Raw genomic sequence first — 26,994 nt, 5'->3', positions numbered from 1 at the left:
GATGAAGGACATCGCCCGCCGCGCCGGGGTCTCCGAGAGCGCCGTGTCCTTCGCGCTGAACGACCGCCCCGGTGTCTCCGAGGCCACCCGGGCCCGGGTCCGCCGGGTCGCCGAGCAGCTGGGCTGGCGGCCCAGCACGGCCGCCCGCGCCCTGTCCGGCGAGGGCGCGGCGACGGTCGGCTTCGTCCTCGCGCGGCCGGCGCACACGCTGGGCGTCGACTCGTTCTTCCTCCAGCTCGTCTCCGGCATCCAGGAGGTGCTGGCCGAGCGTCATCTGGGCCTGCTCTTCCAGGTGGTGGAGGACGTGGCCGACGAGTGCGCGGTGTACCGGCGCTGGTGGGCCGAGCACCGGGTGGACGGCGTCCTGGTCGTCGACCCGCGCGCCGACGACCCGCGCCCCGGCCTGCTGGACGAACTCGGGTTGCCCGCCGTGGTGATCGGCGGCGCGCCGGACGAGCGCCACCCCGGGCTCTCCACCGTCTGGGCGGACGACGCGGGCGCGATGGCGTCGGTGGTGGACGAGCTGACCGCCCTGGGCCACCGCCGGATCGTGCACATCGCCGGCCTGCCGGACCTGGCCCACACCCGGCGCCGGATCGCCACGCTGCGCGCGGAGGCGGAGCGGCGGGGGCTGGCCGAGGTGGAGTCCGTGACGACCGACTACTCCGACACGGAGGCCGCCGCCGTCACCCGCGAGGTCCTGCGCGGCCGCACGCCCCCGACCGCCCTCGTCTACGACAGTGACGTGATGGCCGTCGCCGGGGTGGCGGCGGCGTCCGAGCTGGGTTTCTCGGTGCCGGCCGACCTGTCGGTGGTGGCCTGGGAGGACTCGGCCCTGTGCCGCATGGTCAAGCCTTGGCTGTCCGCGCTGTCGCGGGACAGCGTGGAGTTCGGCTCCACGGCGGCGCGCGAGCTGCTGGCGCTGCTGGACGGCGGCGCGGCCCGGACGGTACAGGTGCCGGTGCCCCGGCTGATCGACCGCGACAGCACGGGCCCCGTCCGGTCCGGTTGAGAGCGCGCTCACCCGGCGAGGTCACGCCAGGGCGGGTGGACGCGGTGCGGTCCGGATCGGTGCCGGGCCGGCCGCTCGTACGGCCGGTGCGTGGGGGGAAGGCCTCTCGACGCGCCCGGCCCGGCGGTGCACAGTTCTCCCTACGCGCCTCGGCTCGCGCCGGCGAGCGCCGGTGTGCCGGCGGGCGCACAGCCGTCGAACCAGCCGAGGAGTGTCCGTGAGCAACTGGGCCGGCCGGAGTGCCGCCGAGATCGCCGCCGCCGTCCGTGCGAAGCGGGTCACGCCCCGGGAGGTGGTGGCCGCGCACCTCGCGCGGATCGAGCGGCTCGACGGCCGGATCGGGGCGTTCCGGAAGGTCCGGGCGGAGGCGGCGCTCACCGAGGCCGACGAGGTGGCCTCCCGTACCGACCTGCCGGAACTGCCGCTGGCGGGCGTGCCGGTGGCGGTCAAGGACAACCTGGCGGTGCGCGGCGAGTCGTACCGCAGCGGTTCCGCCGCCACGCCGGACGTCCCGGCCGCCGAGGACCATGTGACGGTGGCCAGGCTGCGGGCGGCCGGTGCGGTGGTGGTCGGCCTGACCAACGTGCCCGAGCTGTGTGTCTTCGGCACCACGGAGGGGCCGTACGGCATCGCCCGCAACCCGTGGGACCTCTCGCGGACGGCGGGCGGCTCCTCGGGGGGCAGCGCGGCGGCCGTGGCCGCGGGACTGGTACCGCTGGCCCTCGGCAACGACGGGATGGGCTCGCTGCGCATCCCGGCCGCGAACTGCGGGCTGGTGACGCTGAAACCGGGGCACGCGGTGGTGCCGGCCGGGATCGGCAACGGCGACTGGTTCGGCATGTCGGAGAACGGCCCGCTGGCCACGACGGTCGAGGATCTGCGGCTGATGCTGGCCGTCCTCGCGGACGCCGGGTTCGGGCGGACCGACGAGCCGGCCCGCCGGCGGGTCGCCGTCGCCCTGCGCAGCCCGCTCGCCGGGGTGAGCGTCAGCCGGCCGTATACGATCGCGGTCCGGCAGGCGGCCGGGGCGCTGGCCCGGTCCGGGCACCGGGTGCGGCGGGCCGAGCCGCCGTATCCGCTCTCCCTCGGTGTGACCGCGCTCCGGCACTGGACGGCCGGGACCGCGGTGGACGCCGAGGGCCTGGACCGGGCGCGGCTGGCCCGCCGGACCCGGGTGCACGCGGCCGTGGGGCGCCGCTTCGTCCGCGCGGTCCGCACCGGTGACGCGCGCGAGCGGCTGCGCGCGCGACTGACGCCGTTCTTCACCGAGCACGACGTGCTGCTCACCCCGGCCCTGGCCCGCCGCTCCCCGCAGGCCGGCCCGTGGCACGAGCGCGGCTGGCTGCGCAACGTCCTCGCCAACACCGCCTACTCGCCGTTCACCCCGCCGTGGAATCTGACGGGCTGGCCCGCGATGTCCGTCCCGGCCGGCGCCCTGCCCTCGGGCGCCCCCTGCGCCGTACAGCTCGTGGGCCGGCCCGGGACGGAGTCCGTGCTGCTGGAGCTGGCGGCGGAACTGGAGCGGGCGAACCCGTGGCGGCGTACCGCGCCGGTGGCGGACCGCTGGTGAGCTGGGCGCCTCAGTCCAGCGCCCGGTACATGATGTGCAGCCCCACCCGGCCGTGGCGCGGGTGGTCGTACGCCTCCGGGACCGTGCCCAGGACGGTGAAGCCGAGGGACTTCCAGAGACCGACGGCGGGGTTCGTCTCGACCACGGCGTTGAAGACCATCGCCCGGTAGCCCTGGACCCGGGCCTCGGCCAGGAGGTGTTCGGCCAGCGCGCGGCCGATGCCGCGGCCGGAGTGGTCCGGGTCGACCATGAAGCCGGCGTTGGCCACGCCGGCGGCGGGTCCGCCGTAGTTGGGGGTGAGGTAGGCCGAGCCGACCACGGTGCCGGTCTCGTCCTCGGCGACGTAGGTCCGCTTGGCCGGGCCCGTCCACAGGGCGCGGGCCGCCTCCTCGGTCGTGTCGGGGTCCCACGCGTAGGTCTCGGCGGCGGCGACGATGCGGTGCCAGAAGGGCCAGATCCGCGGCCAGTCCTCGGCCGCGGCTTCTCTGATCAGCATGGGCGCGAGTCTGCCACGCCCATGCGTGCGGCGATCGCGACGGGTCGGTTCCGGGGTCAGTCCACGCTCGGCAGGATGTGGGGCTCGGCGAGGTCGTCCTCGTACCCCGCGAGGCGGATCGGGGCGGACCGGGCCCACACGTCGAGGCTGCCGAGTTCTCCGGGCCGGCGGCCCACGCGCTCCCGGTGTTCCTCGGGGCGCTGTTCGCGATTCGTCTTCTCCGGTGTCACCGCGCACTCCTTATGTGTCGGGTCACCCTCGGGGCGTACCGGACAGTCTGCGCTCCGGTGCTCGACGCCCGCTCGGGTCTGGATGGAAGGCCAGTTCGGACGCGGTGGCGCCGGTACCTCTGTCAGAGCAGGCCGTTGTGAACCGGCTCGCCCCAGGACGGACGATGGGTGTGGGTGGGACCCCGTGCTGCTGTCCGTCCACTCCAGACTAACCAAATGAGCGGGCATCCGCTCGATAGGGAATGCAAACAAGGTGTAACCAATGCACTGCTCGCGGCTCCCCAATACCCCCTAATATGGGGCTTTTTGAAACAAGATGCTCACTCGTACGACGTCGGGAATCACCCACTCGGCCTAGCCCGGCGAACACCCCTTCGAACCGGTGCGGCAACTGCCCCCCGCATCCGGCGCAGTTCAGGTGTCGTTGGCCACGCGGCAAGCTCGCCATGGTCTGCTGACGCGGCAACGGCTGTCTCGCGGAAGGACTGACGCATGGAGCTGCGCAGCGTCGAGGAGCTGATGGATCTGCTGTACGCCGGCCGGCAGCAGCACGCGCTGCGGACCGCGGCGCTGCTGCGCCGCAGCCGACCCGCCGACAAGGAGCTCCAGGTGGCGGCCCTGGTGCGGGGCATCGGGCCGGTGCTGAGCCCCGGCGACGAGGCGGCCCGCGCACGGAGGGCGGCCGAGGCCGTGCGCTCCCTGCTCGGAGAGCGGGTGGCCCGGCTGGTCCGCGCGGGCACCGGCACCCTCGGCCCCGCCGACGACGATGCGGTGCTGCTGCGCCAGGCCGCCGAGGAGGGCCGCACGGCCGGCTTCGACGCGGGCGTGCTGGAGGACTGGCGCACGGTGCTGGAGCTGGTCGCGGCCCGTCACGCGCGGCTCGGCGCGGTCGACTGAGGACCGGCCGCCGCCGCGCGTCACACCATCCGTCACACCGTCCGCGTCACGCCGTGCGCGTCACCCGCCCGGCGGCTCACCACTTGCCGGGCGCGTAGTCCTTCAGGAAGACGCCGTACAGGTCCTCGCCCACCTCGCCGCGCACGATCGGGTCGTACACGCGGGCGGCGCCGTCGACCAGGTCGAGGGGGGCGTGGAAGCCGGCCTCGGCGAGGCGCAGCTTGTCGTAGTGGGGGCGCTCGTCGGTGATCCAGCCGGTGTCCACCGAGGTCATGAGAATGCCGTCGGTCTGGAACATCTCCTCGGCGCTGGTCCGCGTCACCATGTTCATCGCGGCCTTGGCGGCGTTGGTGTTGGGGTGACCCGCGCCCTTGTAGCCGCGGCTGAACACACCTTCCATGGCGGAGACGTTCACGACGTACGCCCGTCCGCTCGCCGCCTTCCTGGCGGCGTCGGCCATCGCCGGGCGCAGCTTGCTGATCAGGATGAACGGCGCCGTGTAGTTGCACAGCTGCGTCTCGAGCAGCTCCACCGGGGAGATCTGCTCGATCGACTGCACCCAGGTGTTGCTCTCGACGACGTCGGGCAGCAGACCGCCCGCGTCGATGGCGGTCCCGTCGAGGTGCCGGGCGACGCTGGCGTTGCCCGCGACCAGGGCGAGGTCGGCGACCTGCTGCGCGTCGAGGTCGCCGGCGCCGACGGGGAGGGCGGCCGGGGCGCCGAGATCACCGACGGCGCCGGAATTGAAGGCACCGATGACGTGGTGGGCGGGCAGCTCCCCGGCGGGCAGCGGCGCGCTCTCGCCCTCGACGAGGGCGGCGTAGGCGGAGGGCAGCCGGCGCACGGTCTGCGTGGCGTTGTTGATCAGGATGTCCAGCGGGCCCGCCGCGGCGACCTGCTCGGCGAGGCCGACGGCCTGGGCCGGGTCGCGCAGGTCGATGCCGACGACCTCCAGGCGGTGCAGCCAGTCCGCCGAGTCGTCCATCGCCTTGAAGCGGCGGATGGCGTCCTTGGGGAACCGCGTGGTGATCGTGGTGTGCGCGCCGTCACGCAGCAGGCGCAGCGCGATGTACATGCCGATCTTGGCCCGGCCGCCGGTGAGCAGGGCGCGCTTGCCGCTGAGGTCGGCGCGCGCGTCCCGCTTGGTGCGGTTCTCGGCGGCGCACTTCTGGCACAGCTGGTGGTAGAAGTAGTCGACCTCGACGTAGCGCTGCTTGCAGACGTAGCAGGAGCGCGGGCGCTGGAGTATCCCCGCGATCCGGCCGGTCTCGATCTTGGAGGAGGGCAGGATGCCCTCGGTCTCGTCGTCGATGCGCTCGGCGGAGCCCGTCGCGGTGGTCTCCGTGACGGCGCGGTCGTGGGCGGTCTTGGCGGCCCGGCGCTCCTGGCGGCGGCGCTGCTTGACCGTCCGGTAGATGTGCGAGGTGGCCTGGCGCACCTTGACCGCGTCGGGGTGGTCGACCTCCAGCCGGTCCAGTTCCTCCAGCACGCTGAGGCAGACGGCCAGCCGCTCGGGGTCGATACCGGGCCCGTAGACCACCTCGTCCATGGGCACGTCCATGGACGTCGAGCCGTCCTCTGTCACCGTCATCGCGCTGCCGCTTCCCTGATCACCCGCGCGGCGCTCCGACTCGCGTCCGCTTTCGAGCAGGGAATGTTACGGAGGGCCGGGCCCGGGGACCAAACCGCTCTGCCGGGCCCCGCCGCGCGGGGCACCGTCAGTGCCTCAGCGGTCGCACACCGCCAGCAGCGTCGCCACCTCGGTCGTCACCGCGTGCGCGAACCGGTCCAGGTCCGGCACGGCCCGCGCATCGGCGACGAGCCCGTAGTGCACGCGTCCGCGGTACGTCGAGATCGCGACCGCCAGCGCCTGGCCGGGCGCGAGCGGGGCCAGCGGATACACCTCGGCCAGTTCGTGGCCACCGAGCCGCAGTCCGAGGCCGGGCAGCGGCACGCTGGTGACGAGGATGTCGAACCAGAGCCGGGCGGCCTGGCCGACCAGCGGCCCGCCGAGCCGGTGGCCGAGAGCCGGGACGTGGTCGGCCAGCAGGGCCACGGCGCCGGCGCCCCGGTCGGAGCCCGCGTCCTTGTTGCGGACCATGGCGGTACGCACGCTCCGCAGGCGGCCGAGCGGGTCGGGCTCGTTCACCGGGAGCCGTATCAGATAGCCGGAGAGCCGGTTGCCCTGCGGCTGGGCGGTGCGCGGGCGGCGCCGGGAGACGGGGATCAGGGCGCGGGGCGCCACGTCCTTGCTGCCGTCGCCGCGCTCGTCCAGCCAGCGGCGCAGGGCACCGGCGACCACGGCGATGAGGACGTCGTTCACGGTGCCGCCGGCGCTCTTGCGGACCCGGTGCACGTCGTCGATGTCGAGGACGACACCGGCGGTGCGGCGGGTTCCGCTGGGCGCGGAGGTCAGCGCGGCGCAGGGGCGCATGCCGAGCGTGGACCGGGCGAGCGAGGTGCCGATGTCCAGGGCCCGGCCCACGTCGGACAGCGCCTCCCTGACCAGCCCGGGAACCAGCGCGGGCAGCCGGCGCACGTCGGACAGCAGGCCGCGCGGCGGCTCGACGGCGCGCGGCGCACGCTCGGGCAGGTCGACGGGGTCCAGGACGCCGGCGGCGAGCTTGAGCGCGCGCAGCCCGTCGGCGAGGGCGTGGTGGAACTTGAAGAGCACCGCGAAGGACACCCCGTCGGCGCCGGGCAGCACATGCGCCTCCCAGGGCGGCCGGGCGCGGTCCAGCGGGCGTTCCATCAGCCGGCCGGCGACCGCGTGGAAGTCGTCGGCGGGGGCGTGCAGCCGGACGTGGTCCAGGGGGTCGAAGTCCGGGTCGGTCTCGCGGGCCGCGCCGCCGAAGGCGAGCGGCTGCCAGAGGTCGCGGATGCGCATCCGCAGACCGGGCACGGCGGCGGCGCGGGCGGCGAGCAGGTCGGCGGCGTGGGCCCCGGCGGTGGGCGAGTGCGCGGCGAAGACACCGAGCGCACCGAGATGCATCGGGTGCCGGTCGGACTCCATGTTCCAGAAGGCCAGGTCGAGAGGAGCGAGCAGGTCGGAAGTCAAGGGCTTGCCTCACGCGTCGGCGACGGGCGGAACAGCAGTCAATCTCCGCCGGACGATTACGGTCAAGTACGATCACACTACGCACAGTTAACGTCAGGTTAAGTCCCGCCTCCGCCGAAAGGGACGGGACTCAAGAGACGGCCGAGGTCATCTCAAGGCAGGCGGGGCCGCATCGGGTGACGTGCCCCACTCCGACGGGCGCGGGCCGACCGTGAACGCCAGGGAGCGCAGGGAGCGCAGCGTTCCGGTGGTCAGATAGGTCCGGGCGTGCGGGGCCCCGTCGGTGCGCACGGCCTGGACGTAGCGGTCGGCGCCCGAGGTGCCGGGCGCGGTCACCGTCAGCCGGCCGACCGGCCAGTAGCGGCGGTCCAGGGTCAGGTCGACGCGGTCGAAGACCGGCGTGGTCAGGCCCCAGGTGTCGTGGCCGGGCTGGACCGGGAAGAGCCCGATGGACGACAGGACGTGCCAGGCGGACATGGTGCCGAGGTCGTCGTTGCCGGTCATGCCGGTGGGGCCGTCGGTGAACAGGGTCAGCGCCGCGTGCACCACGTCCGTGGTCTTCCACGGCTGGCCGGTGGAGAGATAGGTGTAGGGCGCGATGAGGTCCGGCTCGTTCATCGGGTTGTAGACGGCGGCGTTGTAGTAGGCGTACGGGTCGCCGTGCACCCACACCTCGCGGGCGGTCCGCGCCGGGTCGGCGAGCAGCCGGTCGTAGGCGAAGAAGGTGTCCAGGCGGTCGTTGGCCGCGCGCTTGCCGCCGATCAGCGCGACCATGCCCGGTACGTCCTGCGGCACGAGCCACTGGTACTGCCAGGCCGTGCCCTCGTGGAAGCCGATGCCGCGGGCCGGGTCGGCCGAGCCGGTGAAGGCGCCGGAGGCGTCGCGCGCGCGGAAGAAGCCGGTGGCGGGGTCGAAGACGTTCCGGTAGTTCCGCGAGCGGGCAGCGTAACGGGCCGCGTCGTCCGCGTGCCCGAGACCCCGCGCCATCTGGGCGAGCATCGCGTCCGCGAGCGCGTACTCCAGAGTGACGGAGGCGCCGTGGTGGTAGTCGGAGTCGCCCACCTTGGCGTACGGGCGGCCTTTGACGTAGGGCGCGAAACCGCCCGCCAGGTACTCGGCGTTGGCCTCCCGGCCGACACCCGGGTACTCGGCGGGCGGCACGCCGTCGGCGTTCCTCCGCAGCGCCCGGTAGGCCCGCTCCTCGAAGCCCTTCAGGAGCCCCGTCCGGTAGGCGGTGGTCAGGAACGGGGTGACCGGGTCACCGGTCATGATGTTGGTCTCGACCGGACCGTAACCCCACTTGGGCAGCCAGCCGCCGTCCTCGGCCACGGCGACCACCGACCGGGCCATGTCCCGTGCTTCACGCGGCGCGAGCAGCGCGAGCAGCTGGGCCTGGGTGCGGTAGGTGTCCCACAGCGACCAGTTCTGGTAGTACGTGAAGCCCCGGGCACGGTGGGTGCGGCGGTCCCAGCCGAAGTAGCGGCCGTCGGCGTCGCTGCCGACGTTGGGCGCGAGGTAGGACCGGTACAGCGAGGAGTAGAAGGTCCGGCGCAGCGTGGGCGTGCCGCCCCGCACGCGGACGCCGGCGAGCCGGTGCTCCCACGCCTCGCGCGCCCGGCGCCGAACGGCGTCGAAGGACCGGCCGCCCTCGGCGCGCAGGTTGGCCGCGGCGCCGCGCGAGTCGACGTACGACAGGGCGGTGGTCGCCTCGACCGTACGGTCCCGGGTGGTGTCGAAACGGACGTAGGCGCCGCCGGGCCCGCTGTGGGCGCCCGGGGTGACGGTCCGGCCGTCCCAGGTGCCGTAGGCGGTGAAGGGCCGGCTGAAGCGGGTGATGGTGTAGACCGTGTAGGGGCCGGTGTCCCGGCAGAAGCCGTGGCCGGTGATCTCGGTGCGCACGGTGCGGTCGTCCAGGATCTCCACCGCGCTGCTGACCGGCTTGTGCAGCGACTGGGCCGCGTTCAGCAGGACGTTGGCCCGGTCGGTGGCCGGGAAGGTGTAGCGCTGCACGCCGGTGCGGGCGGTCGCGGTCAGTTCGGCGCGGATGCCGGAGGCGAGGCCGACCCGGTAGTAGCCGGGACTCGCCTCCTCGTCGTCGTGCGAGAAGGCCGCCGCGTACTGGGCGTGGTCCGTCTGCGTGACGTCGCCGGTGGTGGGCAGCACGGGCAGGTCGCCGCCGATGCGGCAGCCGACGCCCGAGAGATGGACCAGCGAGAAGCCGCGGATACGGTTCTGCGTGTAGTCGTAGCCGGTGCTGTGCCCCGTGTCCGGGGAGAGCTGCACCATGCCGAAGGGCACGGCCGCGCCGGGGAAGGTGTTGCCCTCGTTCTGGGTTCCGATGAACGGATTGACCAGATCGGTGAGGTGGCCGTCGGCCCGCTCCGCGGCCCGTGCGGCGGGGGTGGCGAGCAGCGCGGACGCCGCCATCACCCCGGCCATGCACAGGCCTGTGCGCCGGGTCCCTCTCATGTCGGATGACCTCCGCAGGTTGGACGTCGTTGCCTGCATCCTGAGGGCCGAAGGCCGCAAACCCGGGCATCCTGGAGGTGTCGCGCGAAACGCGTCGCGCCGAGCGGGGAACCGACCGGAGGGTGACGGGTGGTCAGAGGGGCCGCTTGAAGCCCTCGTGGCTGCGGACGAAGCCGAGGCCGCCGTAGGAGCGGTGGGCGTCCGCACGGCTCTTGTCGCTGGTGAGCTGGACGAGCGCGCAGCCGCGGGCCCGCGCCCTGGTCATCGCGTGCTCCATCAGCGTCCGGCCGAGCCCGCCGCCCCGCCGGTCCGCGCGGATCCGCACCGCCTCGATCAGGACGCGTTCGGCGCCGCCCTTGCCGAGTCCGGGGATGTAGGTCGCCTGGAGGCAGCCCACCACCGTGCCGGTGCCGGTGCCGCCCTCCCCTTCGGGCGCGCGCTCGCCCTCACGCTCGACCTCGACCTCGCCCTCGCCCTCGCCCTCGACGAGGACCAGTATCTCGTTGCGGGGGTCCCGGTCGATGGCGGCGAAGGCGCGCTCGTGGGCCTCCGTGACCCGGGCCGCCGCCGGATCCACCACCCGTTCCTCGTCGGCGAGCAGGGCCACGACCGCGGGCAGGTCGGCACGGGTCGCGGGACGGAACACGAGTGCGGTGGCTGCGGACATGACGTCGACCCCAGCGGGCGCTACGGCACCCGCTGCCCCTTCCCCAACGCGATGACTCCGCCCTGGGAGACCGTGTACAGCTCGGCGTCCCGCTCCGGGTTCACACCGATCGTGGCGCCCGGCGGGACCTCCACGTTCTTGTCGAGGACGGCACCGCGCACCACGGCACCCCGGCCTATGCGGACGTTGTCGTGCAGCACCGAGCCCTGGACGACCGCGCCCGGGTCGACGCGGACGCCCGGGGACAGCACCGAGCGGGTGACCTGGCCGCGGATCAGGCAGCCCGCGCTGACGATGGACTCGCTCGCGATGCCGCCCGCGTTGAAGCGGGCCGGGGAGAGCTGGCCCGAGTGGGTGTAGATCGGCCACTGGCGGTTGTACAGGTTGAACGCGGGGCGCTCGGCGATCAGGTCCATGTGCGCCTCGTAGTAGGCGTCCAGGGTGCCCACGTCCCGCCAGTAGCCCTGGTCGCGGCTGGTCTCGCCAGGCACGTGGTTGTCGCTGAAGTCGTACAGCTGGGCCTCGCCGCGCGCGGTCAGCTGGGGCAGGATCGAACCGCCCATGTCGTGCACGGACCGGCTGTCCTCGGCGTCGCGCTGCAGCGCCTCGACGAGTGCCTTGGTGGTGAAGACGTAGTTGCCCATCGAGGCGAACACGCTCTCCGGGTCGTCCGGCAGGCCCGGGGGGTCCGCGGGCTTCTCCAGGAACCGCCGCACGGTACGGCCGTCCGGACCCGGCGTGATCACCCCGAAGGACGAGGACTCCGCGCGCGGCACCCGGATGCCGGCCACCGTCACCCCCGCGCCGCCCTCGATGTGCTGCCGGACCAGTTGCCGCGGGTCCATGCGGTAGACGTGGTCGGCACCGAACACGGCCACGTACTCGGGCTGTTCGTCGTGGACCAGGTTCAGGGACTGCAGGATCGCGTCGGCGCTGCCCAGGTACCAGCGCGGGCCGAGCCGCTGCTGCGCGGGGACCGGGGTGACGTAGTTGCCGAGCAGGCTGGACATCCGCCAGGTGGTGGTGATGTGCCGGTCCAGCGAGTGCGACTTGTACTGGGTCAGCACACAGATGCGCAGCACATCGGCGTTGACGAGGTTGGACAGGACGAAATCGACGAGGCGGTACGTTCCCCCGAAGGTGACCGCGGGTTTGGCGCGGTCCGCGGTGAGCGGCATCAGGCGTTTGCCCTCACCGCCCGCCAGCACGATCCCCAGTACGGAAGGCCCTCCACGACGCATGGCCGCTCCCCTCACCGTGGTTGAACCATGGCTGCCCCGAGCAGGCCGGACTAAGCCTGCTTGAGGATCTCCTCGTACAGCCCCGCCGTACGGCGGGCCACCGCGCCCCAGCCGAACTCCCCCACCGCGCGCATCCGTCCCGCCTCGCCCATGCGACGGGCCGCGGCCGGATCGCCGAGGACGGTGTCCAGCGCCCGGGCGAGCCCGGAGTCGAAGTCGTCGTCCACGTCGACCAGCAGACCGGTACGGCCCTCGTCCACGACCTCGGGGATACCGCCCACCCGTGACGCGACCACCGGTGTGCCGCAGGCCATCGCCTCCAGGTTGACGATGCCGAGCGGCTCGTAGACCGAAGGGCAGACGAACACCGCCGCGCGCGTGAGGAGTTGGACCACCTCCGGGCGCGGCAGCATCTGCGGGATCCAGACCACGCCCGCCCGTGACCGGCGCAACTCCTCGAACAGCTCCCTGAACTCCCGCTCGATCTCGGGGGTGTCGGGCGCCCCCGCGCAGAGCACGACCTGGGCGCCGGGATCGATGTCCCGGACCGCGCGCAGCAGATGGGGCACGCCCTTCTGCCGGGTGATCCGGCCGACGAACAGCACGTACGGGCGGTCCGGGTCGACGCCGTGCCGGGTGAGCGCGTCGGTGCCGTGGTCGGGGCGGTAGAGCCGGGTGTCGATGCCGTTGTGCACGACGTGGACGCGGGCCGGGTCCAGCGCCGGGTAGCAGGCGAGGACGTCCTCGCGCATGGCGCCCGAGACGGCGATCACCGCGTCCGCCGCCTCGATCGCGGTGCGCTCGGCCCAGCCCGACAGTGCGTACCCGCCGCCGAGTTGCTCGGCCTTCCAGGGGCGCAGCGGCTCCAGTGAATGCGCGGTCACCACGTGCGGGACGCCGTACAGCAGCTTGGCGACATGGCCGGCGAGATTGGCGTACCAGGTGTGGGAGTGGACGAGTTCGCGGCCTTCCAGGGCGGCGGCCATGGCGAGGTCCACGGAGAAGGTGCGCAGCGCGTCGTTGGAGCCGTCGAGGGCGGACCAGGGACGGTGGCGCACGACCCCGACCCCGCGGCCCTCGCCCCAGCAGTGCACCTCCAGGTCCACCAGGGCGGTCAACTCGCGTGCCAGGAACTCCACATGGACGCCGGCACCACCGTAGACGTCCGGGGGGTACTCCCGGGTCAGCAGTCCCACTCGCACCCGACAATCCCCTCGTCCCGGTGGCAGGTTCTCTCATGGTCACCCAGATGCGGCGCCCGGGGAAGAGCGCGGCGGGCGCGTGAAGCAGCAGTCGCCGCAGAGGCCGCCCCCCGGCACCCGGTAGTACAGGCAGCAGCTGCGGCGCCGGAAGGCCGTGCCGGTGCGGACGCCGGCGGCGTCGAGCAGGGGGTGGGTGAACAGTTCGCCGGTGAGGGCACGGGTGCGGGCGGCCACGTCGGTACGGCCGTGGACGCGGGCCCAGCGGCTCAGTTCCCGGGCGGTCGCGGCGAGCGCGGAGCCCGCGTTGCCCCACAGCAGACCCGCCGCCACGCCGTAGCGGGCCCGCAGGGCGGCCGTCAGCGGCTCCAGATGGCCGTGCAGCACGGTGTCGAGGAGCGTGGCAGCGTCCCCGGGCAGCGGGCGCGGCCCGGTGAGCCACAGGTCGTCGGGCGCGGCGGCGAGGGCGTCCCAGCGCAGCAGGCGCGGATCCAGGTCCGGCAGCCGGCCGTACAGGACGGCGCAGCCGAGGGCCGCCGACCACAGCCGGGCGGCCAGCCCTTGCTGGGCGATGGACGCGGCGACCCGCGGCTCCCGGGTCCCCAGCCGCTCCCCGACGGTGGTGACACGCAACGTGAGGGGATCCGGGGGGACATCCGGGACGTCCGACGTCACCCCCGCGTAGCCCTCCGCGAGGGTCGGCAGCCGCTGCGGACCGGTGCCGTCGCCGGCCGCGGCCGGGCCCGCGACGGTGCGCAGGACGAAGAAGCCGCCGAGCGGGTGCAGCGCGGCGAGTCCGGGATCGAGGTCGAGGTCGAGGTCCACGACAGGAACTCGTACCAGGTGCGTCGCGGAGACGATCAGGCGGGTCTCCCCGCGGCGTCGCCCCTCCAGGGGATGATCGCCCGGCCGGTGTACTCCATCGGCAGTAGGACGCATTGCGTGCTCAGGTACGACGACGGGAAGGGCGCGGGCGGGCAGAGTGTTGGCCATGGAAGCCGACCGTTCGCAGCGCCGGGCCCGGGACGTCCGCCGCACCCAGAGGAGACACCGATGAGCGCCCTGGCGTTGTCCGTGCTCCTGTCGGTCGTCTCCGCCCTCGCCTACGCGGGCGGAGCGATCGTGCAGGAGCAGGTCGCGGTCTCCTCCCCCGCCAGCGCGTACCTCCCGCTGCGCCGGCCCGGCTGGTGGGGTGCGCTGGCGCTCAACGGTCTCGGCGGGGTGCTGCACGTCGTGGCGCTGGCCTGCGGGCCGCTCAGCCTGGTCCAGCCGCTCGGCGCGCTGACCATCGTCTTCGCGCTGCCCATGGCGGCGCTGTGCGTGGGCCGCCGGGCCGGCGCGACCGCCTGGCGCGGCGCCCTCATGGCCACGGTGGGCCTCGCCGGTCTGCTGTCGCTGGTCGGCTCCTCCGCCGCCGCGCACTCCCTGGCTCCGGCCCAGCGGCTGGTGGTCGCGCTGGTCACCGGCGGGGCGGTGGTGGCGCTGCTGTGCGCGGGCCTGGCCGCGCACCGGCATCCCGCGGTGCGCAGTGTGCTGCTCGCCACCGCCTCCGGCATCGCGTTCGGCATGGCGTCGGTGTTCACCAAGACCGTGGCCGTCGACTGGGCCCATGGGATCAGCCTGGGCGATCTGCCCTCGCTCGTGGTGATCGGCCTGTTCTCGGTGGCCGGCGTGCTGTTGTCCCAGGCGTCCTACCGGGGCGGCGGCCTCGCCGCCCCGCTGGCCACGCTGACGGTGGTCAATCCGGTGCTGGCCGCCGCGGTCGGCATCCTGATGCTCGGTGAGACGTTCCGCCACGGCACCACGGGCACCGTGCTGGCGCTGGGCTGCGGGGTGGTGGCCGCGGGCGGCCTGATCATGCTGACGACGGAACGGCTGGAGCGCGAGGCACGACCGGCCGCCACGGGACCGACCCCGCCCGTCGCACCCCCGGCCGGGGGGTCGCCGACCGTCCCGACGCCTGCTCTCCCGACGTCGGCTCTGCCGGCACCTGTTCTCCCGTCGTCCGCTCTCCCGTCGTCCGCTGTCCCGACGTCCGCCGTCCCGAAGCCGGCCGCTGCCTCGCGGGTCGACCCGTCGGCGGGGGAAGCGTCGTCGGTCGGCCTGTCGGCGGGGGAAGCGTCACCGGTCGGCCTGTCGGCAGGGGAAGCGTCACCGGTCGCCCTGTCGGTACGGGAAGCGTCGTCGGTCGGCCCGTCGGCTGGGGCGGCGGCGCCGCTGATCGTGTCGTCGGGGGAAGCGTCGCCGCGCACGGTGGCCTCGGCCGTCCGGCCGTCGGGCCCGGCGTGGTGGCCGGTGGTTCCGTCGTCGGTCGTCCTGTCGTCCGCCGAGGCGGCCCTCGCGCAGGGCCTGCCGGTCGCCGCCGAGGCGGTGCGCGCGGTCGCACGGGCGCGTGTCGCCATGCCGCAGCAGCGCGGGTCCGCCGAGCCGCGGACGGACCGCGCCGGGCGTGCCGCGAGCGGCCCCGGGTCCGGTCCGGCCGGACCGGTGCTGCGCGCGTTGCTCGTACCGGGCGGCGGCGGGGCGGACGGCGAGGGTGCCGTGCCGCAGGCCGAGGAGGTGGCGGCCCCGTCGTACCCGCCGCTGCCCGGGGGCGTCCCCGTGCCGCTGCCGGTCCTGGACCGGCAGCGTGCGCGCGTCAGATCCTGACGCCGCCGCCCCGGAGGTAGGCGAGCGGGTCGATGTCCGTGCCGAAGCCGGGCCCCGTCCGCACCTCGAAGTGCAGATGCGGCCCCGTGACGTTCCCGGTGGAGCCCGAGCGCCCGATGCGCTGGCCGGCGGTGACGTGCTGGCCGACCCGCACGGAGATGGCGGACAGATGGGCGTACTGGGTGTAGCGGCCGTCGGCGTGCCGCAGCACCACCTGGTAGCCGTACGAGCCGCCCCACCCCGCGGCCACCACGTGCCCGGCCGCCGCCGCCTTCACGGTGGTGCCGGTCGGCACCAGGAAGTCGACGCCGGTGTGGTAGCCCTTCGACCAGTGGGAGCCCGCCACGTGGTAGCCGGTACCGACGGTGGCGGTCACCGGGGCGACGACCGTGTGCCGGGTCGGGGCCGGGGTGTGGTGGGTGGGGGGATGCTCCGAAGGCGTCTTCTTCTTCGGGGCCTTGGGCGGCGCGGGCCGGGTGGCGGTGCCGTTCAGGCTGAGCCGCTGGCCCGGCATGATCAGGTCGGGATCGGAGCCGATCGTCGTGCGGTTGCCCGCGTACAACGTGCGCCAGCCGCCCGACACGCGATGGTCCCCGGCGATGCCGGAGAGGGTGTCGCCGTGCACCACCGTGTACATCTCGGCCCGGCCCGCGCGGGACTGCGGGGTGGTGTGCGGCTGCACGTCCTTGACGGAAGAGGACCGCGGGGCGGCGCTCTTCGCAGTGCCGGACGCCGTCGCACCGGTCCGCGCCGGATGCGCGGCCGCGGAGTCCGTGTGCACGTCGGGGCCGCCCCCGCCCCGGGACAGCCCGGCCCGCACCGAGCAGACCGGCCAGGCGCCCGGCCCCTGCCCGTCCAGGACCTTCTCGGCGACGGCGATCTGCTCGTCCCGGCCGGCCAGGTCGGCGCGCGGCGCGTACCGGGCGCCGCCGTACGCCTCCCAGGTGGACTGGGTGAACTGCAGCCCGCCGTAGTAGCCGTTGCCCGTGTTGACGTGCCAGTTGCCGCTGGACTCGCAGGCGGCGACCTTGTTCCAGGTGGCCGCGTCGGCGGCGCTCGCGGTGCCGGCGGCGATCAGCGGCATCGCGAGGCCGGCACCGCCAGCCGTGACGGTGAGTGAGGCGCGGTTGATCCTGTTCGGCTGGTACCGGCGGTGCCGGCCGCGTACGGCCATGTCCGAAATCCCCTCGGCATGCGTCAGGAGCGGCAAAAGTAAACGCCCCGAACAGGCCATGACAAGACGGCAAATCGGCCTCCGTCACGTGCCAAGTGGCCAAGAACGGACCCTGCTTGATCCGGACGGCCGGTGACTGAGGCGGAAGGCGGTCCCGCTGCGTACACATGCGTGGCGGGTCGGATGTGCGCTCGCCGTAGCGGCACGTCAGGATGGGCAGGGACCCGTACTGACGGAGCCGTAGTCACGAGGCAACCAGGGAGCAGGCGGTATGAGCACTTCAGCGCAGATCGGTGTCACGGGCCTCGCGGTCATGGGCCGCAATCTCGCCCGGAACTTCGCGCGCAACGGCTACACCGTCGCCGTGCACAACCGTACGGCGTCGCGGACGAAGGCGCTGGTGGAGGAGTTCGGCAGCGAGGGGGACTTCGTCCCGGCCGAGACCGCCGAGGAGTTCGTGGCGGCCCTGGAGCGCCCGCGCCGCCTGGTCGTCATGGTCAAGGCGGGTGAGCCGACGGACGCGGTGATCGAGGAGTTCGCGCCGCTGCTGGAGGCCGGTGACATGATCATCGACGGTGGCAACGCGCACTTCGCGGACACCCGGCGCCGGGAGAAGGCGCTGCGCGAGCAGGGCATCCACTTCGTCGGCATGGGGGTGTCCGGCGGCGAGGAGGGCGCGCTGCACGGGCCGAGCATCATGCCGGGCGGCCCGAAGGAGTCGTACGACTCGCTGGGCCCGATGCTGGAGAAGATCTCCGCGAAGGCGAAGGACGGGGCGCCCTGCGTGACCCACGTGGGTCCCGACGGCGCCGGACACTTCGTGAAGATGGTCCACAACGGTATCGAGTACGCCGACATGCAGCTGATCGGCGAGGCGTACCAGCTGCTGCGCGACGTCGCCGGGTACTCCCCCGCGCAGATCGCCGACATCTTCCGCACCTGGAACACCGGCCGTCTCGACTCGTACCTGATCGAGATCACCGCCGAGGTGCTGTCCCACGTGGACGCGGGCACCGGCAAGCCCTTCGTGGACGTGGTGGTGGACCAGGCCGAGCAGAAGGGCACCGGCCGCTGGACGGTGCAGATCGCGCTGGACCTGGGCGTGCCGGTGTCCGGCATCGCCGAGGCGGTCTTCGCCCGCTCCCTGTCCGGCCACGCGGCGCTGCGTGAGGCCTCGCGGGGGCTCGCCGGGCCGACGCCGTCGGCACTGAGCGAGTCGGAGGCGGCGGCCTTCGCCGACCGGGTGGAGCAGGCCCTGTACGCGTCCAAGATCGTGTCGTACACCCAGGGCTTCCACGAGATCGCCGCGGGCAGCGAGGAGTACGGCTGGGACATCGACCTGGGAGCCGTCTCCGCGATCTGGCGTGGGGGCTGCATCATCCGCGCGGCCTTCCTGGACCGCATCCGCGCCGCGTACGACGCCCGTCCCGACCTGCCGAGCCTGCTGTCGGACGAGACGTTCGCGCGGGAGATCGCCGCCGCGCAGGACGACTGGCGCGAGGTGCTGATCGCGGCGACCCGGCAGGGCGTGCCGACGCCGGGCTTCGCGGCGGCGCTGGCGTACTACGACGCACTGCGGGCCGAGCGGCTGCCGGCGGCGCTCACGCAGGGGCAGCGGGACTTCTTCGGGGCGCACACGTACCGGCGGGTGGACCGGGACGGCGCGTTCCACACACTGTGGGGTGGAGACCGGTCGGAGGTCTCCGCCTGAGAGCGGGCGCGCGCCTCTGAGGGCGATCGGCCGAGCGTGAAGAACGGGCGCCTCCGACAACTCGGAGGCGCCCGTCTCGTCGGCGCGGCCGGGGATGTCGCCGGCCGAGGGCGCGGTTCCCCCCGAGGCCGGGGATGTCGCCGGCCGGGAGACGCGGTTCCCGGCGAGCGCGGGGATGTCGTCGGCCGAGGGCGCGGTTCCCCCCGAGGTCGGGGATGTCGCCGGTCAGGGGACGCGGTTCCCCGCGAGGTCGGCATGCGGGCGCTCAGCGCCCTGGTCCTCGATCCTCGGCCCTCGGCCCTCGGTCCTCGGCCGCGGGGCGGGCCCGCCCTTCAGCTGAGGGGCGGACCCGGCTCCGGGGCCGGTACGGGTTCGGGGCCCGGGGGGATCGGGGACGGTGACGGTTCCGGCGGGCCCGGAGCCGGCGGCGCCGGCGGCGGGGTCGGGTCGGGGCCCGGTACGGGCGGGGTGGGCTGCGGTGACGGTTCCGGGGGCGGGACCGGGCTGGGATAGGGATCCGGCGGAGTCGGCCCGGGACCCGGGGCCGGGCCGGGCGGTACCGGGTCGGGATGCGGGTTCGTCATGAGGTTCTCCGGGCTGTCACGAGACGTCGCCTCTGGACTACTCCCCCCGCCTACCCGACGGTCGCGCGGCCACTCACCCGACGGCAACACCGAACCTGCCCCGGCTAGTGGTCGACGGCAGCGCCGAACGAGCCCCGCGGGAGGCCGGCGGCAGCACCGAACGAGTCCCGCGCGAGGCCGGCGGCAGCACCGAACGAGTCCCGGCGGGTGGCCGGCGGCATCCGCGGACCTGTCGAGGCCCCCCGAGGACCCCCCGAGGAGCTGCCCGGAACCGCTCCGGGTGGGCGACCGACGCCATGCGACGGCCCACCCCGCTCCTCCGGGCCCCGCCCCGACCTAGCCCTATCCCGCCGAGCGGCCGGCGGCATCCGACGGTCCGCTCAGAACCGTCCCGGGTGGGCGCGCAGCCAGTCCTTGGCGGCCGACAACAGCTCCGCGTCGGCCGGCGGGGCCGTCTCGGGATGGCGTTCGGCCCACTTGACGACGTAGGGGCACAGCGGGGCCACCGGGACGCCCTCGCGCTCGGCGAGGGCGTACAGCTCGCGGGCGAGCGATCCGGCGATGCCCTTCCCCTCGTGGGCGGGCTCGACGATCGTGTGGACGGGGACCAGGGCGCGCGCGGGCGACTCCAGGACGAAGTACTCGATGCGGCCGACGACTTCACCGTCGCCGACGGCCTCCAGGCGGCCCGCCGCCCGGTCGTCGCGGATCTCGGTCTCGCTCATGGGCACGCACGCTCCTGGTCCTGGTCCGCCGGTCAGGCCCCTACGGCCTGCGGGCTGCGCTGCTGGTCCGTGCCGGGCACCGGCTCGGACGGGTCGGCGCCGAGGGCCACGATCCGGTTGTCTGCGTCGACGTGCACGATCCGCGGCTCCAGTTCCCGCGCCTCGGCGTCGGTGACCTGAGCGTAGCTGATGATGATCACCAGGTCCCCGGGGTGCACGAGATGGGCCGCGGCCCCGTTGATCCCGACGACCCCGGAGCCGCGCTCGCCCTCGATGACGTACGTCTCCAGCCGGGCGCCGTTGGTGATGTCGACGATGTGCACCAGTTCCCCGGGCAGCAGGTCGGCGGCGTCGAGGAGATCGGCGTCGATCGTCACGGATCCCACGTAGTGCAGGTCGGCCTGGGTGACGGTGGCGCGGTGGATCTTGGACTTGAACATTGTCCGAAACATCGGGGCACTCCCACAAATAGGCTCCCTGCCTGCGTTTTTGCAGGTCAAGGGCTGTTTCCATACCCTACAACGAGTCGCATGTCCGGGCAGCTGTCCCCAGGTTTCCAGGACTCATGCGGACCACTTACCGACTTCTCCTACGCATCGTCAGGCGACTGGAGGAGGGGTTCGCGCGCCCCCCGTCCCCCACCGCGACGACGGCACAAGCCTACGCAGCACCCCTCAAGGGCATCCGTGATGACGGTCACTCGGGCGGCCTGGAGGGCGGTCGGAGGCGGGCGCGCCCCGCAGGTGGAGGCCCCTGACCTCGCGCTTTCACGAGGGCTGCCGTCCGGCAGCGAGCAAGCAAGCAGAAAAGTGCCTCTGCCCAGCTCTGACCAGCTCTGCCCAGCAAGAACGAGGATCGTCGAGGTCCCTGCTCGTGCGCTGGCCGGAGGCACTTTCCAAATGAAGAAGCGCATCGGGTCCTACCCGCGTGTCCGCGTCGAGGGCGGCGGCCACGGGGTGGTTTGGTTTCCCAGGCCGGGGCGTACTGCTGGTCGAGACCATTGGGTCTAGGCAGCACGACCGTGCTGCCTATGGACCCAGCACACACGGCGTCAGTCGGCGCGGCGTCCGCAGTATTCCCGCAGGCAGCGGTGTACGGCTTCGGGGTCGATACCGTTGCTCTCGAGCAATCCGGCGCCGGCCTCGGCCAGGCACTGGAGCAGACCGCAGAGGCGGTGGTCGCCGCCTCCCGGACCGGCGGGCGGCCGCTCTCCGCCGGGCAGTGCATTGGCGCTCACGGAGTACCCGTGCGCCGAGCGCGCCGGCCCGGGCGCGGGCCTCTCTGGGCAGCCTCGAAGACCGGACTTCGTTGAACGTGAGTACGGCGTTCCAGGTGCCGGCGTGGGCACCGTCGCCGAGAGGAGGTGATGGTCAGCCGCTAGAACAGGGTGTCGGCAAGGCGGTCGATCTGATCGATGGCCGGTGACCAGCAATAGAGCATGACTTCATCGGCGCCGATGCCGATGAAGTCATCGACCGCCTTACGGATGGTCTCCGGCGTGGTGAGAAGACCATCGGCCACGTGATCGGCGCGGCCGCTGAATCCGTAGTAGTCACGGACATTGCGTCGGGCTTGTTCGACGGTGGGCTCTGGGCCGAGGGCGACGTTGACCTGAGCAACCAGGCGCGGCCGGCCAGGGCGGTCGTGCTTCTCCCAGACCGCCTCCACGTCGCGGAACAGGCCGTCCATGAACTGCGGCGGCAGCGCCGCGCCGAGGAAGCCGTCGCCGAACCGCCCGACACGCTCGATCGCTGCTGGGGCGAAGCCGCCGAACAGCACCTCCGGGCCGCCGGGCGTCATGGGCGCGGGACCGATCGGTCCGACGCCTTCGTCATACGGCTCGCCGCGCCAGGTCCGGCGCAGCAGGGGCATCTGCTCGTCGAGGCGGCGCCCCCGACGTCGGATGTCGATGCCCGCGGCCAGGCAGTCGTCTTCGCGACCGCCGATGCCGATGCCGAGCGTGAACCGGCCACCGGACATGCGGTCCAGGGTCGCGGTCTGCTTGGCGAGCATCGCTGTGTTGTGGACGGGCGCGATCAGAACTTCGGTTTGAAGGCGGATGCGGGAGGTGGCGCCGGCGAGCGCCGCAAGGGTGATGAGGGGCTCAGGGTTGTCGAAGACGAGTCGGTCGAGCAGGCCGAGCGTGCTGAAGGGGCCGACGTCGGCGCGCTGGGCCCAGGTCAGCAGCAGGGCGGGATCATCGATGGGGAGACCGAGACCGATCTTCATGGGGAAACCTCCGGAGGGCACACAGAATCAGGTGCCGCCCCTCCGTGGCTCCGCGCTGCTGTGCGCGGGCTTGCTCCCATTCTGCGGCTACGTTTCCAGAGAGCGTGATCTTTAAGAGTGCGGCGACCATATCGCGCTCGGCCGAGCCTGAGCAACGACCTTTCCGTGCACGCAGAAACTGACCGACGGGCACATGACAGGGCTGTACGCCCGCCCGACCCACCGGACACGCCCTACATCCTCGCCCGGGCCGGCTTCTCGCTGTCGCCCGCGCCGGCCGACAACGGCACGCCGAGCCCTCCCGGGCTGCGCCGGGTGGTGACCCGGTTCTTCCACGCGGAGCGGGTCGCGGCCGCCGTGCCGATGATCGAGCGCATCGCCGGCGAACTGCTCGACGAGGTGCGGACGCGGCTCGCCGCCGACGGCAGCCGCGACCTGTTCGCCTCGTTCGCCCAGCCCTTCCCTGCCGGGTACTGAGGGAACTCCTCGGCATCCGGGGTGTCGACCCGGCCACCCTGATCCGCTGGAGCGACGCCGCGCTGGAGCTGTTCCGGGGCAAGCCCCCGCTCGAACGGCAACTGGAGCCGGCCGAACTCGTCGTGGTCTTCCACCGGTGGCCCACCGCGACCGTGCGCGACGGCACGGCTCCCGCCGACTCGTTCATCGGGGCGCTCGCCCGCCACCGTCTGCCCGACGGCCGACCACTGGACACCGGGACGGCGGTCGGCGCCTGCTTCTTCGTCTTCGTCGCCGGGCAGTCCACCACCGGGCAGCTCATCGCCACCGTGCTGCGGCGGGCGCTGACCGAGCCCGGCGTCTGGTCGCGCGCGGCCGGGGAAACCGGCCTGGCGGAGGCATGGGGGGAAGAGGTCCTGCGCCGCGAGCCCCCGGTGACCACGTGGCGCAGGGTCACCGCGCGGGCCACCGAAGTGAGCGGGGTACGCCTGCCGGCGGGCGCCCAGGTGCTGCTGATGCTCATGGGGAGCGGATCCGATCCCGAGGTCTTCCCGTCCCCGGAGCGGATGTGTCCGCGTCGGCCGAACATCCGCCACCATCTGCCTTCGACGCCGGCCGTCACCGCTGCCCGGGCGCGTCCCTGGCCCGCACCGAAGCGGCGGTGGCCCTGCGGACCGCGGCCCGCGGACTGCCCGGCATCCGACCGGCCGCGGGGACGGACGAGCCGCCGATGCTCGGCCTGCTGTCGTTCCGGGCCCCTCTGGCGGTGGTGGTCGAGTAGCGGACGGCCGCACGGCGGAGCCGTGAACCGCTCCGGCCGCTGCCGGCTTCCCGCCGGGACATCGCACGAGGCGCGGGCGACGTCCTGTGACAGGTTCCGTCCGCGCCAATTTCCTTCAATCCTGCACCACATCACTTTGTGTGACGTCTCATGCGTAGCCCGTGAGAGACGGGGCAGGCGACCGTGGCAGGCGCTCCGTGCTGTGGCGTCGGCGGCACTGGTACACGACCGAGCCTTGAGCGGGCGGGGATCGGCGGCAGCGGTCAGGCACGTGCACGAGTCGCTCGGGAACCTCGGCACCCCGGACGCGGGCGGGTGCCGGTCCGCTCGAAGGGGACGGCGTGACAGTGGTCGGCGTACCGACACGGCCGGGGACGACGCACTGGCGCGGCCCGGTGGCCGCCCGACGACGACAGAGGAGTTGAGGTTCCGTGAGCAAGGTGCTGTACGTGCATGCCAAGGGCGGTCCCCCGGTGGGCCATGCCCTGACGCGGGTGGCCGCGAGGTCCGCGGTGCACCTTCTGGCCCTCAGCGAACTGCCCGCGCCCGTGGCCCATGACGCCGCGAAACTGTGCGCGTCGGTCGTCACCCCCCGCCACGCCCACGGCGGCGACCTGGTCGAACTCATCACCGCCCGGGCCCTCGAGGTGGGGGCGGACGCCGTGCTCACCTTTTCGGAATACGCGGTGGTCGCGGTCGCCGAGGCGGCCCGGCGGCTCGGGCTGAGGGGTGCCGGGCCCACGGCCCCCCTGGCACGTGACAAGCGCCTGATGCGTGCGGCGTGGGAGCGCCGGGGCGTACCGCAGCCGCGGTTCCGCGCCGTCACGAGCGCCGCCGAACTGGAGCAGGCCTCCACAGAGTTGTCATGTCCACTTCTTTTAAAGGCGGCATGGAGCGCCGGGTCGACCGCACACCAGATCATCGAGCGGCCCGGGGACGCACGGGCCGCCTGGCAGCGGTCGAGCGCGGTGATGACCGAGTCCGCGCTGCTCGGATTCGCGGAACTGCACGTTCCCGGCGCCTCGGACGACTTCATCGTCGAGGAGATCGTCGACGGATGTGCCGAGGAGTGGTTCGACGGCCCCGGCTGGGGTGACTACGTCAGCGTCGAGGGGGTGGTCGTCGACGGGGAGTTCCGTCCCCTCTGCCTGAGCGGGCGGATGCCGACGGTGGCGCCCTTCACCGAGCGCGCCGGTATCACCCCGGCCGCGGTGGGAAGCGAGGCCCAGCGCGCCATCGTGGACCTCGCCCGGCGTGCCGTGGATGCCCTGGGACTGGAGAACTGCGGCATCCACACAGAGATCAAGCTGGGCCGGGAAGGCCGGATGTGGGTCATCGAGACGGCCGCGCGGTTCGGTGGGGCGATGACGGTGCCGCAGATCGAGGAGGTCTTCGGGCTGGATCTGATCGGCCTGTTCACCGACCAGTTGCTCGGCGGCTCACCCGCGTGGCCCGCACGGGCGCTGACGCCCGAGGACGCCAGGGGCGCGGCCGGATCGCTGGTGGTTCTCGCCGTGCGAGGCGACGGCACTCCTTGGCCCCGGCGCCATCGATGGGACTCCTCGGCGGTCGTCCGTTCCGCGCCGGTCGGCGCCGGCAGCACGCTGTCCGTCGTCCGCGAGAGCTCTCTGCCGGACGGGGCCCCCGTGCCGGTCTACGATCCCGCCGCCGGGGCCAACACCATGGCTGCCCTGTGCCTGTTGTCGGCGGATCGGCCGCAGTCCGTCGTCCGTGACTTCACCGCCCTGGTCGATGCACTGCCGCGCATTCTGCCCACGGACGTCACCGAAGGGGCCCGCCCATGAGCCACGCACCGCACGAGGCCGAGGCCCCCGACACGGCGGGCGACCGTACCGTCGTCGGCGCCAACCTCTCGTTGCCGTTGTTCCGCGCCCTGTCCGGCGTGCTCGCCGGACACCCGTACCTGAAGATCGTGGTGGACAGGTCCGAGGACACCTGGCACCTGCTCGACACCCGGGTGCACCCCTTCCACGTCGACTACGTCGCCACGCGCATCCTCGGCATGAGGATGGACGAACTCGACACGGGGCTGGACGCGTTCAACGCATCCGTGTACATGGCACCTGACCGCCGCTTCCTGCTCGGCGTGCTGTCCCTGCACAGCGACGAGGACGCCGAGGGGTTCGAGCGGCCCTTCCTGGTCCTGGAGACCACCGAAGCGGACACCATGCACGCCGCACTGCTGGAGGAGTTCTACGCGTATGTGCGCGCACGGGTGGACGGCCGCCTGCCCCTGCTGCTGAAACCGGCGAACCACGGGCAGGAACACGAACTCGCCTCGGTCGGCGAGGCGCGCGTACCGCGCATCCTCAGTCAGGAACTGTTCGGCAACCGGACCCGCACCTGTCTCAATCCGGGCGTGGCCGAGGGGCGGCTGCGCTACTTCCGCCATCCGGCGGAGTACCGCAGCGCCGCCCCGCAGCTCGGCTGGGCGGACATCGTCGCGATGGCCTGTCTGCCCGATGACGTGCCCCGGGTGGCGGGATTCGTCAACACCGAGCCCACGACGCCGCTTTCGCACACCAATGTCCTGGCTTCGGGCTGGGGCATCCCGAACGCGATCGTCCGCGACCTGGACTCCCTGGTGCGGCGGGACGAACTGGACGGCGCCTGGGTCCGCTACCGGGTGTCCGAGGACGCCATCACCCTCGAACGGCTGTCCGGCGCCCCGGCCCTGGAGATGCCGGTCTGGCACCAGCAGCGCATCCGCATCGACGCACCCGTACTGGACCAGGCACCGATCATGGCTCTGCACCGACTGCGGGGCACCGACCGCGACAGCTACGGCACCAAGGCCGCCAACCTCGGCGAACTGCACCACGTCCTGGACAGCCGCACGGCGAACCTGACCGCGTTCTACGCACGCCCGCGCCCGCCGCGACCCGATCTGCTCACCCACCTGGCCGTACGGCTCGGCGAGCCGGGGGCACCTGTGGAACTGCTGCAAGCCGCGGCGGCGGAACGCGTGGCGGCTGCCGTCAGGGCACCCGACGGGGTGGCGATCCCGTTCCGCCTGCACCATCTCTTCCTGACCTCGTCGCCCGCTCTGCAACAGGGCATCGGCAAGCTGAAGATGGCGCTCGAACTCGGAGCGTTCGACGTGATCGACTCCCTCTGTCTCGACCTGCAGCGCCTGATGCACAGCACGCCGATCCCCGACGAGGTGGCACGAGCCGTCACCGGCGCGGTACCGGGTCTGCTGGCCGAAGGACACCGTCTCGTCGTGCGCTCGTCCTCCAACGCCGAGGACCTGCCGGGTTTCTCGGCGGCCGGGATCTACGACTCGGTGACCACCGTGCGCGGCGAGGAGCAGTTGCTGGACGCGGTGCGGCAGGTGTGGACGTCGTTGCTGTCGCCACGGAGCGTACGCCTGCGGCACGAGGCCGGCATCGTGCTGGACGACACGTACATGGGAGTGATCATCCAGCGGTACGTGCCCGCCGACCTCGGGGGCGTGCTGGTGACCTGCAATCCGACCCGGCGGGAGGACTTCCGCAACGTGTACGTCAACTGCACGGCCGGTTCGCCGGAGCGGGTGGTCGACGGCACGGTCCTGCCCCACCAGTACCTGTACAACACGGTCGAGGGCGGCGGGCGCACCGTGGACGTCGGCTCCTCGGGGGCGGACCTCCCCCCGGACACCCGTGCGTCACTGGGCGAACTGGCCCTGGTGGGGCGTCTGCTGCAGTCCCACTTCAGCGCGGACGACCCCGACGACGCGCTCGACATCGAGTGGCTCATGACCGCCGAGGGGGCGTTCCATCTGGTCCAGGTCCGCCCGTACGCCCGGTGAGGCGCCCCGTGATCTCTGTGTGGCGCCGCTCC

The 26,994-nt window shown here is 73.1% G+C and carries 22 protein-coding genes and 2 pseudogenes; 10 read left to right on the top strand and 14 right to left on the bottom strand.

The window, feature by feature from the left end; genetic code table 11:
* The first annotated feature begins 1 nt into the window (after position 1).
* Positions 2–1,012, top strand: a complete 1,011-nt coding sequence (locus ACZ7KF_RS28660) for a LacI family DNA-binding transcriptional regulator (protein WP_471081308.1) — start codon at positions 2–4, stop codon at positions 1,010–1,012.
* A 217-nt stretch (positions 1,013–1,229) separates the two neighbouring features.
* The gene (locus ACZ7KF_RS28655) at positions 1,230–2,582 is read left to right on the top strand and encodes an amidase (protein ID WP_471080992.1); all 1,353 of its coding nucleotides are present in this window, start codon (positions 1,230–1,232) and stop codon (positions 2,580–2,582) included.
* A 10-nt stretch (positions 2,583–2,592) separates the two neighbouring features.
* Here the strand turns inward: ACZ7KF_RS28655 and ACZ7KF_RS28650 are convergent, their stop codons facing one another.
* Together ACZ7KF_RS28650 and ACZ7KF_RS28645 are read right to left on the bottom strand one after the other, a co-directional pair.
* Positions 2,593–3,078 (bottom strand): GNAT family N-acetyltransferase, encoded by a 486-nt coding sequence (locus tag ACZ7KF_RS28650; protein ID WP_471080989.1) that lies wholly within the window; start codon positions 3,076–3,078, stop codon positions 2,593–2,595.
* Positions 3,079–3,134: 56 nt separating this feature from the next.
* Positions 3,135–3,308 carry a hypothetical protein gene (locus ACZ7KF_RS28645; RefSeq protein WP_471080986.1) on the bottom strand — a complete coding sequence of 58 codons (174 nt, stop codon included), beginning with the start codon at positions 3,306–3,308 and terminating at the stop codon, positions 3,135–3,137.
* 492 nt (positions 3,309–3,800) lie between these two features.
* Here ACZ7KF_RS28645 and ACZ7KF_RS28640 point away from each other — a divergent pair, with 492 nt between their 5' ends.
* On the top strand, positions 3,801–4,205 hold the full coding sequence (locus tag ACZ7KF_RS28640) for a hypothetical protein (RefSeq protein ID WP_471080983.1): 405 nt from the start codon (positions 3,801–3,803) through the stop codon (positions 4,203–4,205).
* A 76-nt stretch (positions 4,206–4,281) separates the two neighbouring features.
* Here ACZ7KF_RS28640 and ACZ7KF_RS28635 read toward each other — a convergent pair whose 3' ends face one another.
* The 7 genes from ACZ7KF_RS28635 to ACZ7KF_RS28605 form a co-directional block, all read right to left on the bottom strand.
* Positions 4,282–5,796, bottom strand: coding sequence for an SDR family NAD(P)-dependent oxidoreductase (locus ACZ7KF_RS28635; protein ID WP_471080980.1), 1,515 nt, complete (start codon positions 5,794–5,796; stop codon positions 4,282–4,284).
* A 135-nt stretch (positions 5,797–5,931) separates the two neighbouring features.
* Complete coding sequence (locus tag ACZ7KF_RS28630; RefSeq protein WP_471080977.1) at positions 5,932–7,263, bottom strand: wax ester/triacylglycerol synthase family O-acyltransferase; 1,332 nt, start codon at positions 7,261–7,263, stop codon at positions 5,932–5,934.
* Positions 7,264–7,410: 147 nt separating this feature from the next.
* Positions 7,411–9,732: a GH92 family glycosyl hydrolase gene (locus tag ACZ7KF_RS28625; protein ID WP_471080975.1), complete on the bottom strand. Its 2,322-nt coding sequence runs from the start codon at positions 9,730–9,732 to the stop codon at positions 7,411–7,413.
* Between the two features lie 133 nt (positions 9,733–9,865).
* A complete protein-coding gene (locus ACZ7KF_RS28620) occupies positions 9,866–10,399 on the bottom strand; it encodes a GNAT family N-acetyltransferase (RefSeq protein WP_471080973.1) in 534 nt (177 codons plus the stop codon).
* A 20-nt stretch (positions 10,400–10,419) separates the two neighbouring features.
* Positions 10,420–11,640 (bottom strand): glucose-1-phosphate adenylyltransferase, encoded by a 1,221-nt coding sequence (gene glgC / locus ACZ7KF_RS28615; protein ID WP_471080970.1) that lies wholly within the window; start codon positions 11,638–11,640, stop codon positions 10,420–10,422.
* Between the two features lie 50 nt (positions 11,641–11,690).
* Positions 11,691–12,842 carry a glycogen synthase gene (gene glgA, locus ACZ7KF_RS28610; protein WP_471080967.1) on the bottom strand — a complete coding sequence of 384 codons (1,152 nt, stop codon included), beginning with the start codon at positions 12,840–12,842 and terminating at the stop codon, positions 11,691–11,693.
* A 39-nt stretch (positions 12,843–12,881) separates the two neighbouring features.
* The gene (locus ACZ7KF_RS28605) at positions 12,882–13,664 is read right to left on the bottom strand and encodes a (2Fe-2S)-binding protein (RefSeq protein WP_471080965.1); all 783 of its coding nucleotides are present in this window, start codon (positions 13,662–13,664) and stop codon (positions 12,882–12,884) included.
* Positions 13,665–13,892: 228 nt separating this feature from the next.
* Between ACZ7KF_RS28605 and ACZ7KF_RS28600 the strand changes: the two are divergent.
* Positions 13,893–14,751 (top strand): annotated as a pseudogene (locus ACZ7KF_RS28600) (DMT family transporter); the annotation flags it as partial.
* Positions 14,752–15,477: 726 nt separating this feature from the next.
* On the opposite strand, the gene ACZ7KF_RS28595 reads toward ACZ7KF_RS28600, so the two are convergent.
* The gene (locus tag ACZ7KF_RS28595; protein ID WP_471080963.1) at positions 15,478–16,662 is read right to left on the bottom strand and encodes a transglycosylase family protein; all 1,185 of its coding nucleotides are present in this window, start codon (positions 16,660–16,662) and stop codon (positions 15,478–15,480) included.
* Positions 16,663–16,933: 271 nt separating this feature from the next.
* On the opposite strand from ACZ7KF_RS28595, the gene gndA reads away from it, so the two are divergent.
* Positions 16,934–18,373 (top strand): NADP-dependent phosphogluconate dehydrogenase, encoded by a 1,440-nt coding sequence (gene gndA / locus ACZ7KF_RS28590; RefSeq protein ID WP_471080960.1) that lies wholly within the window; start codon positions 16,934–16,936, stop codon positions 18,371–18,373.
* Positions 18,374–19,337: 964 nt separating this feature from the next.
* Here gndA and ACZ7KF_RS28585 read toward each other — a convergent pair.
* The 4 genes from ACZ7KF_RS28585 to ACZ7KF_RS28570 all read right to left on the bottom strand — a co-directional run bounded on the left by ACZ7KF_RS28585 (position 19,338) and on the right by ACZ7KF_RS28570 (position 21,911).
* Complete coding sequence (locus tag ACZ7KF_RS28585; RefSeq protein WP_471080957.1) at positions 19,338–19,682, bottom strand: GNAT family N-acetyltransferase; 345 nt, start codon at positions 19,680–19,682, stop codon at positions 19,338–19,340.
* A gap of 32 nt (positions 19,683–19,714) precedes the next feature.
* Positions 19,715–20,134, bottom strand: coding sequence for an aspartate 1-decarboxylase (gene panD, locus ACZ7KF_RS28580; RefSeq protein WP_471080954.1), 420 nt, complete (start codon positions 20,132–20,134; stop codon positions 19,715–19,717).
* Positions 20,135–20,733: 599 nt separating this feature from the next.
* On the bottom strand, positions 20,734–20,919 hold the full coding sequence (locus tag ACZ7KF_RS28575; RefSeq protein ID WP_471080951.1) for a hypothetical protein: 186 nt from the start codon (positions 20,917–20,919) through the stop codon (positions 20,734–20,736).
* Between the two features lie 140 nt (positions 20,920–21,059).
* Positions 21,060–21,911 carry an LLM class flavin-dependent oxidoreductase gene (locus tag ACZ7KF_RS28570; RefSeq protein ID WP_471080948.1) on the bottom strand — a complete coding sequence of 284 codons (852 nt, stop codon included), beginning with the start codon at positions 21,909–21,911 and terminating at the stop codon, positions 21,060–21,062.
* Positions 21,912–22,076: 165 nt separating this feature from the next.
* Here ACZ7KF_RS28570 and ACZ7KF_RS28565 point away from each other — a divergent pair, with 165 nt between their 5' ends.
* The 5 genes and pseudogenes from ACZ7KF_RS28565 (at position 22,077) to ACZ7KF_RS28545 (ending at position 26,962) form a co-directional block, all read left to right on the top strand.
* On the top strand, positions 22,077–22,388 hold the full coding sequence (locus tag ACZ7KF_RS28565) for a hypothetical protein (protein WP_471080945.1): 312 nt from the start codon (positions 22,077–22,079) through the stop codon (positions 22,386–22,388).
* Between the two features lie 122 nt (positions 22,389–22,510).
* A pseudogene (locus ACZ7KF_RS28560) lies at positions 22,511–22,891 on the top strand (cytochrome P450); the annotation flags it as partial.
* A 44-nt stretch (positions 22,892–22,935) separates the two neighbouring features.
* Positions 22,936–23,148 carry a hypothetical protein gene (locus tag ACZ7KF_RS28555; protein WP_471081323.1) on the top strand — a complete coding sequence of 71 codons (213 nt, stop codon included), beginning with the start codon at positions 22,936–22,938 and terminating at the stop codon, positions 23,146–23,148.
* Positions 23,149–23,579: 431 nt separating this feature from the next.
* The gene (locus tag ACZ7KF_RS28550) at positions 23,580–24,953 is read left to right on the top strand and encodes an ATP-grasp domain-containing protein (protein ID WP_471080943.1); all 1,374 of its coding nucleotides are present in this window, start codon (positions 23,580–23,582) and stop codon (positions 24,951–24,953) included.
* Positions 24,950–26,962 (top strand): PEP/pyruvate-binding domain-containing protein, encoded by a 2,013-nt coding sequence (locus ACZ7KF_RS28545; RefSeq protein WP_471080940.1) that lies wholly within the window; start codon positions 24,950–24,952, stop codon positions 26,960–26,962. The genes ACZ7KF_RS28550 and ACZ7KF_RS28545 overlap by 4 nt, the downstream gene beginning before the upstream one ends.
* The last annotated feature ends 32 nt before the right edge of the window (positions 26,963–26,994 follow it).

The sequence above is a fragment of the Streptomyces sp. NPDC038200 genome (assembly GCF_055600785.1).
This window is presented reverse-complemented; position numbering and strand designations above follow the sequence as displayed.